At 33.4% G+C, this 8,907-nt stretch carries 9 protein-coding genes and 1 pseudogene; 6 read left to right on the top strand and 4 right to left on the bottom strand.

Translation table 11 applies throughout. The features are described from left to right. Positions 1 to 45: 45 nt before the first annotated feature. The gene (locus K5S59_RS29040; RefSeq protein WP_220784118.1) at positions 46 to 573 is read right to left on the bottom strand and encodes an HAD-IIIA family hydrolase; all 528 of its coding nucleotides are present in this window, start codon (positions 571 to 573) and stop codon (positions 46 to 48) included. A 29-nt stretch (positions 574 to 602) separates the two neighbouring features. Continuing rightward, positions 603 to 1,034: a GNAT family N-acetyltransferase gene (locus K5S59_RS29035; RefSeq protein ID WP_000009787.1), complete on the bottom strand. Its 432-nt coding sequence runs from the start codon at positions 1,032 to 1,034 to the stop codon at positions 603 to 605. A 153-nt stretch (positions 1,035 to 1,187) separates the two neighbouring features. On the opposite strand from K5S59_RS29035, the gene K5S59_RS29030 reads away from it, so the two are divergent. From K5S59_RS29030 to K5S59_RS29005, 6 genes and pseudogenes are all read left to right on the top strand, one after another. Continuing rightward, positions 1,188 to 1,898 (top strand): ABC transporter ATP-binding protein, encoded by a 711-nt coding sequence (locus K5S59_RS29030; protein ID WP_000887840.1) that lies wholly within the window; start codon positions 1,188 to 1,190, stop codon positions 1,896 to 1,898. Next, the gene (locus tag K5S59_RS29025) at positions 1,891 to 3,090 is read left to right on the top strand and encodes an ABC transporter permease (protein ID WP_098259055.1); all 1,200 of its coding nucleotides are present in this window, start codon (positions 1,891 to 1,893) and stop codon (positions 3,088 to 3,090) included. The genes K5S59_RS29030 and K5S59_RS29025 overlap by 8 nt, the downstream gene beginning before the upstream one ends. 283 nt (positions 3,091 to 3,373) lie before the next feature. Next, positions 3,374 to 3,961 (top strand): YpjP family protein, encoded by a 588-nt coding sequence (locus tag K5S59_RS29020; RefSeq protein ID WP_001134419.1) that lies wholly within the window; start codon positions 3,374 to 3,376, stop codon positions 3,959 to 3,961. Positions 3,962 to 4,066: 105 nt separating this feature from the next. Further along, complete coding sequence (locus tag K5S59_RS29015) at positions 4,067 to 4,702, top strand: HAD family hydrolase (RefSeq protein ID WP_001174998.1); 636 nt, start codon at positions 4,067 to 4,069, stop codon at positions 4,700 to 4,702. A gap of 1 nt (position 4,703) precedes the next feature. Next, positions 4,704 to 4,886, top strand: a pseudogene (locus tag K5S59_RS29010) (VOC family protein); the annotation flags it as partial. Between the two features lie 5 nt (positions 4,887 to 4,891). After that, a complete protein-coding gene (locus tag K5S59_RS29005) occupies positions 4,892 to 5,821 on the top strand; it encodes an aminoglycoside phosphotransferase family protein (protein WP_000849643.1) in 930 nt (309 codons plus the stop codon). 35 nt (positions 5,822 to 5,856) lie between these two features. Here K5S59_RS29005 and K5S59_RS29000 read toward each other — a convergent pair whose 3' ends face one another. Next, positions 5,857 to 7,140: a S41 family peptidase gene (locus tag K5S59_RS29000; protein WP_120449944.1), complete on the bottom strand. Its 1,284-nt coding sequence runs from the start codon at positions 7,138 to 7,140 to the stop codon at positions 5,857 to 5,859. Positions 7,141 to 7,263: 123 nt separating this feature from the next. Next, positions 7,264 to 8,721: a serine hydrolase gene (locus K5S59_RS28995; protein ID WP_000034313.1), complete on the bottom strand. Its 1,458-nt coding sequence runs from the start codon at positions 8,719 to 8,721 to the stop codon at positions 7,264 to 7,266. Between the last annotated feature and the right edge of the window lie 186 nt (positions 8,722 to 8,907).

Genomic DNA, 8,907 nt, shown 5'->3' with positions numbered 1-8,907 from the left:
ATTTTATAGGGTTCAGTTCAGTGAAAACGTCTCTTTTCATTTGTATTATAGTTGATTTAAAACCCAATTTGTAGCATCTTCAAAGTTTTCTGCAATGTAGTTCGGCTCAATATGTGCCCATTTGTGACGGTACGTATGTAAAGCATCATGTCCAGCGCCTGTTCGAACTAATATCGTCGTCGCATGTACAGTTGCTCCTGCAACAATATCAGTCCAGCGATCACCAATTACAGCGCATTTTGTTAAATCGAGCTCATATTTTTCGGCTGCTTGCAGCAGCATACCTGTACTGGGTTTGCGGCATTCACAACCATCACCGTGTTTATGAGGACATACGTAAATATCATCAAAGCCGAACCCTTTTAATTCTTGTGCAAAATCAGCAACAGTCGCTATCCCGTCTGCGGTACCTGGCTGGTTTGTGAAAGAGAAAATTTTTATATTACGAGATTTTAGTTTTTGCAGAGCTGCTTTTGTAAAAGGAAATAATGTAAAAGATCCAGGATAATGTATTGTAGTGTCACCGCCAATTGTACCGTCACGATCAATAAAAATAGCTTCGATGTTTGTCATAGTTTTAGTCCTTTCTATTTATAAGTATTTTAAAAATGTTTTACAAATCGATATCCATTCACTTCATATCCTAATTTTTTATAAAAAGGATGTGCTTCTACTCTTTTTGTTCCACTAACTAGCCATGTACCAATACAATTATGTTTTTTGGCTAATTGTTCTGCATAATCCATTAATACTTGTCCAATGCCTTTTCGTCGTATTGTAGAATCAACGCTAATAATTGAAATTTCCCCATAACGAGTTATATCTTCTAAATTTTCACGTATACGAAACCCAAGTAATCCGTATATAGTGTCTTCTTCTTCATAAACATATAAAAAATCAAAAGGACTCATTTTTACGAATCGCAATCGGTTGTTCATATCTTCATAGGAAATAGAGGAACCTTTTAATTCTTTTGTTAAAGAACAAAGTGCATCTATATCGTCTATCGTAGCTTCGCGAATTTGAAAAGACATATAATTCACTCCAATAAAATGTAATCAAACATTAAATATTCTGTTAAAAATTATTTATTCCTGCTATGAAAATAAATATTTTATAATGATATTTAGATAGTTATATGTTATTCTTTTCCTTGATTGTATTGGAAATGGAAAGAAGGGGAATGTATGTTAGACGTGAATATCCGCTCTGCCGGATATGATATAGGGGAGAAGACAATTCATGATATTGCTTTTTCAATTAAAAAAGGTGAATTAGTTGCACTTATTGGTGCGAATGGTGCTGGGAAGAGTACGACGATTAAAACGATGCTCGGTTTACTTGTAAATATGAATGGTGAAATATCATTCGGTGAAAAAAAGAACCCTTATGCATATGTGCCGGAGCATCCGACATATTATGATTATTTAACGCTATGGGAACATATTGAACTATTAATGGCTGCTCGTGAGAATGAGGTAGGAAGCTGGAAAAGGAAAGCGGACGAGTTATTACATATGTTTCGAATGGATAAACATAAACATGAGTATTTATCAAAGTTTTCAAAAGGCATGAAACAAAAATCAATGCTCATTTTGGCATTTTTAACTGAACCGGATTTTTATATCATTGATGAACCTTTTATCGGTTTAGATCCAGTAGCTACGAAAGAGTTTTTAAGTTATTTATATAAAGAGAAAGAACGCGGCGCAGGTATATTACTTTGTACGCACGTATTAGACACAGCTGAAAGAATTTGTGAGAGATTTTTACTCATTTCACAAGGTACATTAGTCGCAGATGGACATTTAGAAGCAATCCAAACGTTAGCGGAAATGCCAGGGAGTTCATTATTAGACTGCTTTGATGTAATCGTAAGGCGTGAACAACATGATTAAACAACAATTTTATAAAAGATTGCGTTATGAAGTGAGGCGTAAATGGAAGTCCATACGTTCTATAACTGATTGGACAGTTGCGCTATATATTATTATTCCTGCACTTATATTTATGGGAATTTATTATCGTTCACTATGGATAGAAGAATTATCGATGGAAGAGACAGTTTATTTCGGATTAGGTCTATTCGCATTTTATGTGATTACATATTCAAGAGGAGTTCGTTCATTTTTTGAACAAGCGGATAGTTTATTTTTAATTTCGTATCCCGCTCACATGCAAAAGTTAATCCAGTATGGCATGACATATACGTTTATTCGAATAGCGATAACGAATGTAATAGTAGTAGTTGCTATGTTACCAGTGTTGATGAAAAGTATCGGAGTGACGAAGATACAAGTCGTATTATTTTGGCTGTTTTTTACTGTGTTTCGATTTCTGTTGTCGTTATTAACGAGATTTATTCATGTACGTGTGGGGAAACGATGGCTACTATGGATTATAAAAAATGTAATGTTTTCTATAAGTTTAACCTTTTTTGGAGTGAGTCTGCTTCTTATTTATAAAAATCCATTTTATTCTATACTAAGTATCGGTCTAGCAGTTTTACTAATTATCGTATTGATAAAAGAAAAATTGAATTATAAAAATTGCTTTTTTAAAGAAGTTGAGAAAGAGAAAGAAGAAAGTATGCGCTGGACAAGTGGGATTATGCAAGTTGGTGGTCATACAGCTAAACCGAGTAGTTCGAATAAAAAACCGTGGATGTTTCCGCGTTCTAAAAAGTTTTTAGGGAAGAAAAAGGAATCTCGTATTGTTGAATCCTTTTTAAAAGAATTTTTCCGTACAAGTAGTGCACGAATATTCTATATTCAAATTCTATGTATAAGCACTGTCAGTATTATTATGAGTCCGAGGTGGATTGCAGCTATTATTCTTGCATTTACTTTAGTTGCAATTTCTCGTTATGCGCGCGATTATTGGAATGAATTTACGAAAAAAATGTTTCTTCATTTATATTGTGATGAAGGAAAATTACTATTATTAAGATGGAAGGCAGATCGCTATTTATTACTTCCAGTACTACTTTTGTATGGAATAGTTATCCTTTCTCATTTTTATTTATTACTAGCTGTAATTGCCGGGATTCTTTTTATAGTATGGATTGGTTGGATTGTATTTTTACCATAGAAAAAGAGCCGCTAAACGGCTCTTTTTCTAATCTGTCACACATTGATAAAGAAAATATACTAAAACGAGTATGCTTGCGGCGGAATACATGACGTCTAAAGTCATCGGATTGCCTCCTCATTGTTGTTGTACTTATATTGTATGAAATCTTACAATTTCATATTCAAGTGAAAAATATGTGAACGTTAACAAAATTGTAAAGTGCAAAAATTACAATCATTTTGTATAATAGAAGGAACAACCGTTTTATAAAACATAATGAGTGAAAGGGGAGGGAACATACATGCCAAATTGGTTTAGAAAAACCTTAGTCGCATTAATTACCGTATTTACATTTGGTTTAGTGACGCCTCCTTCCATATTGCTTGATAATGCCAAAGCTGCGGACAAGCCTACGAGCACAGCTGGGCAACAAAATTTGGAGAGTACGTCCTATACATATGAAGAAACGAATGACAGGTTAACCACTGATACTTTTATTACGTACGCAATGCAAGAAGCAGAGAAGCAGTCGATGCAAAAGTTTGGCACTAAAATTGGTCCAGTAATTGAAGATGAGTTTAAAGATGTAATATTACCGAAAATTGAAGAGGCAATTGCTGAGCTTGCAAGTGATGTGCCAGAGGAGTCATTGCAATCATTAGCGATTTCTCAAAGGCCAGCTGGCGGAAATAATGAAAAGATTTTTCATGTGTATGACACGAAATCAGGAAATGACTTATTGCGATTTCATGTAAGAAGAGATCATCCACCGCAAGATGGTTATTATTTTAATTTCCACTATCACCGTTTTGATGATGGGTACTCTGGACACCATGAATTAGGAAATATTTATTGGAATACGAATGTACCGCCAAAGTGGCTTTCTTAAAAAGAACAAGAGAAAATCTTGTTCTTTTTTATGTATATAGAAGGGTAAGACAACTACGGTGTTGAATAAGATAGGTTTAGAAAAAGAAGCAAAGGGAGTATGGGAATGCAAAAGTATATTGTTTTTGACTTTGATGGCACATTAGTAGATTCACAAAATATATTTGTACCAATTTATAATCAACTTGCTGAAAAGCACGGATATAAAACGGTAAGGGAAGAAGAAATTGAGTATTTACGTAAATTAACGATGCCAGAGCGATGTAAACAACTCGATGTACCACTGTATAAACTACCGATATTAGCACTTGAGTTTTATAAATTGTATCAACCTGCTATAAAAGATCTTATTTTGTTCCATGGGATGAAGGATGTATTAGATGAACTACATAAAAAAGGTTACGGGATTGCAGTCATATCATCGAACTCAGAAGAGCATATTCGGGCATTTTTACACAATAATGATATAGAAAATATTCAAGAAGTGTATTGTTCAAAAAATTTGTTCGGGAAAGATAAAATGATAAAAAGGTTTTTAAAATCCAAAAAGATAACAGAGAAAGATATGTTATACGTTGGTGACGAACAGCGAGATGTAGCAGCATGTAAAAAGGCTGGGGTGAACGTAATTTGGGTATCTTGGGGGTATGATGTTATTGAAACAGTGAAAAAAGATGCACCAGATTATATGGTCAATACACCGATGGAAATTGTGCAAGTAGTGCAAGGGGCATATTCTTAATATGAATATACTACGAGCAGGTATTCATCATATTGAATTTTGGGTAGCAAATTAGAGGAGTCTATTTCTAATTATGATATGTTTTTTTCCATAATTGGATGAAGAAAGGTAAATGTAGTATCATATAGTACGGGAGAAAGTGAAATATATTTTAAGGAAGTAGTCGAGGAAATCGTAAGGGGAATAAAAATGAAAACAATTACAGCATGTCAAAATAATATACAAATAATAAAAGATGCAGCGAATATTGAAGAAATTTCTAAAGGTTTCTCTCCTGATAAGAAATATATAGTTACGACAATTGATAATGAAAAATATTTGTTACGGATTGGCGATATACAAGAGTATGAAAGAAGGAAAATAGAATTTCAAATTTTAAATGAAATGGTAAAACGTAACGTACAGGCACAAAGGCCGATTGAAATAGGTGTATTGGAAGAAGAAGGTGTATATAGTATTTTCTCATATATAGAAGGGGAAGATGCGAAGAAGCTATTGCCTACGTATTCACCAAAAGAACAATATGAGATTGGTATAGAGGCAGGAAAAGATTTAGCAAAAATGCATACATATGAAGCTTCTAAGGATATTCTTCCATGGTATGAAAGAGCAATGAAAAAACACCAAAAATATGTAGAGGCATATAAAACATGTGGAATAAAAATAAAAAATGATGATAAAATCATAAAGTTTATAGATGAAAATGAAAAATATTTAAAGAACCGCCCAAATCGATTTCAACACGATGATTTTCATTTAGAAAATATAATTGTGCGAGATGGGAAATATGTAGGTGTTGTTGATTTTAATGGCTATGACTGGGGCGACCCACTTCATGATTTCGTAAAGATTGCACTATTTGCAAGAGACATTAGTATTCCGTATTCAATCGGACAAATAGAAGGCTACTTTAATGGGAAAATACCAGAGGAGTTCTGGAATTTATATGCGGTATATGTTGGCATGACGGTTTTCTCATCAGTTGTCTGGTCATTACGAGCAGCACCACATATGTTAGATGATACGTTAGAACGCCTTACTATCGTTTTAGAGGATCATAAAAACTTTGAGTTATTAAAGCCAATTTGGTTTCAACCAGAAAAGATTGATATGAAATAGAAAAGGTAGGTGTGATTCACATCTACCTTTATTTTTTACCATTCTTCGTTTTGAAGCAGTTGTAATGCTAACTTTACATCTATATCTTCTTGTATATGTTCCGGAGTCCATGGGATATGTATATGTGGTTGTATACCAATTCCGGACATTCCTTCGCCTTTATCTATAATAGAAAGCCGTGAAGTAGGGTAATAAAGAGCGAATGTATCAGCCCATTTCATTACCGCTAAATTAGAATAATCATTTAAACCAGCAGTAGGACGACCTATCACTTTTACTTTCGATGATTTTTTTGCAACTTCTACAAAAGAATCACCAGAACTTCCGCATGTAACATCTGTTAATATCACTACTCTAGTAGGTGATTTTCTACCGTGTATTGTTAATGATTGAAGTTCTTTTGGTAATTCAGAAGGATCAAATGTAACGAACCCTTTTTTATAATTCTTTTTTAAATCTTGAATAAATATATCTGTGAATATTTTGGAAAGTTCGTCTAAAGAATCATAATCTTCCATTTCGATGTCTTTCATACGTAAATGAAAGTTTCGTTCCGTATGATTTAATTGCATTGTATCTGAAGAATCGAAAAGGGAAATCTCTTTGTCTTTGAATATGTAAGGAAGCAATTTAAAAAATGCATCATCACTTCCACCACGATTCAAACGCACATCAATAATTAAATTGGGAAAAGAATTTAGCTCATTTTTGTGTGAGTCTAATAATTTATTAATAGCTTCAGTGTTTGCGAAATCTGTCAAAGTAATTAAAAGTGTATCTTTATTATGCTGTTTAAATGAATGAATAGGCGTGTATTCATTTTGTTTATACTTTTGTAAAGTAATTGTTTGAGTCGATCCATCTTCATCTATAAGTGTACAATTTGACGATTTTAATAAAACATAATCCCATTTTTCTCGTTCATATGTAGCTTCATTTAAATACTTCTTATATTTTATTAATAGCTCAGGAATTTTCATATTATCTAATGCTAGTATAGACTGTCCTTTTTTCACTCTTACTTCGTGTGAAGTGGATGTAATATATAGGCGATCTTCGTATCTTTTCACTTGGAAGCCAACACTGTTAAGTGGTTGATTGTTAGAGTACATTTTGAAAAACATATGATTATCTTTAAAGTCTAGTAAGTAATCACGTACAATTTCAGTGAAATGAACTGGTGTCAGTTCTCCGTGTTTCTCTAATTTCTCGATTGTCTGTAAATAAGTAGTAGGATCGTCCCATCCTTTTTTATCAATACAACCGGAATAATCGTGATGAGTAATCGAAACAACTTCTTTGAAAATTTCTGTGTACACAGCTTTTCCTCCAGATAATTTAATTAGTTAAATAATAGAATTCTGTACCCTTTACGTATTATCCTTTTTTGCATAGAGAAAAGAGGAATAGAGGGATGTGTTATCGTCCCTCTATTAAAATATTTATTTAATTTTCTTAAATGCAAGCGGCTGCGTACTTAACATAGCTGGTACATGTAACTGAAGGGATGGGAATTTACCTTTCACATCCATTTCATATGCAAATAATAGACTCATCTTCATTTGGAATAAGTCAACTTTTGCAGAGAAGATGTCGTAATGATGATGAGCTAATTGAATATCCATCTCCATAAATTGTACAAATAACGAATTATCTCGTTTGTATACTTGTAATGTTCCATATGCAGGATGTTCAAAAGTACCAGTATAATCCTCTAATTTGTGAGAAGGTGTAGTCCCTTTAATTTGTTCAGGAAGTGATTCAGTGGCTTCTTTCATCATTTCCTTCATTTTCTCAGTATCTTCTACAGCACGTTTATGCCAGTCGATAGTTTCTAATCCGAGTAGCCCGTCGTAAATTTGATTTGCTAGATAAATAGGAAGTAATGTACCTCCAGCATTCGTTAATATAACAAGACCTACATTTTCATTTGGCATGAATGAAACAAGCGCTGAGAATCCATCAATATTACCGCCATGATGAATAACCTTTTTACCACGATAAGCGCTAATAAACCAACCAAGGCCGTAACTATTTAATGGAGATTCAGGAAGTGATAAAACTGGTTGATCTGGAATGGAATTATGTGGTGTATACATTTGTTGTAATAATTCAGAGGAGATTAATTCATGGTCTCCAAATTTCCCTTTGTTTAAGTGAAGAAGTACCCAATTTGCCATATCTTCAATTGTAGAATTAATACATCCAGCAGCGCCGACTGTATCGATGTTATGGAATGGAACTTCTTTTATTTCACCGTCATTTTCAACGTAAGGTAAAGCATAATCATCTGTAGTTTGTGAATCTGTAACAGAGAAATTTGTATGTCTCATATTTAAAGGTTCTAAAATATGTTCTGTAGCGTATTGCTCCCACGTTTGATTCGTAATGTTTTCTACAATGTAGCTAATTGTTGCATACATTAAGTTGTTATAAAGAAATGCTGTGCGGAACGGTGCATCAAGTTGTAAATGTTTTATTTTTTCAACGAGATCTTTTCGAGATAAGGAAGAGCTGTACCAAAGAGCCTCATGACGACTAACCCCAGTGCGATGGGAAGCTAAGTCTCGTCCTGTAACTTGTGAGCTAGCAAGTAGTTCAGATAAAGAGAAGTTAGGTATATAAGTCTGGACAGGAGTATCCCAATTAAACTTTGTTTGCTGTGCCAACAAGCTTAATGAAAGTGTCCCAAAAGCTTTCGTTGAGGAACCAATTGCGAACCGAGTACTCGGTGTAACAGCTTCTTTTGTTTCTATATTTCGATAGCCGAAACCTTCTGAAATAATAACTTCACCGTCTTTTATAACAGCTACAGCAGCGCCAGGAACCTTTAAATCCTTCATCATTTTTTCAACCGTTGTTTGCAAAGAAGACATAACAGGAGTTTCAATTTTAGACATACTTCTAACCTCCAAATATAAATTTTGTTCTACCGCACTATACTTTCGGTAATAGAAAATGAAAACCTTTTTAATTATGGAAAGTTAATAATTTTGTAAGAATGAATAAAATTATTATTTATTTAGAATTTTATTTTTATTATAATTAATTTAAATTAAGATTTAGAAAAGATGGTGAAGAAGTGA

The organism is Bacillus sp. BML-BC051 (assembly GCF_019656175.1).
In the GTDB taxonomy this organism is placed as follows: Bacteria; Bacillota; Bacilli; order Bacillales; family Bacillaceae_G; genus Bacillus_A; species Bacillus_A mobilis.
The sequence above is the reverse complement of the archived record's forward strand: the minus strand, read 5'-3'. Positions and strand labels throughout refer to the sequence as shown.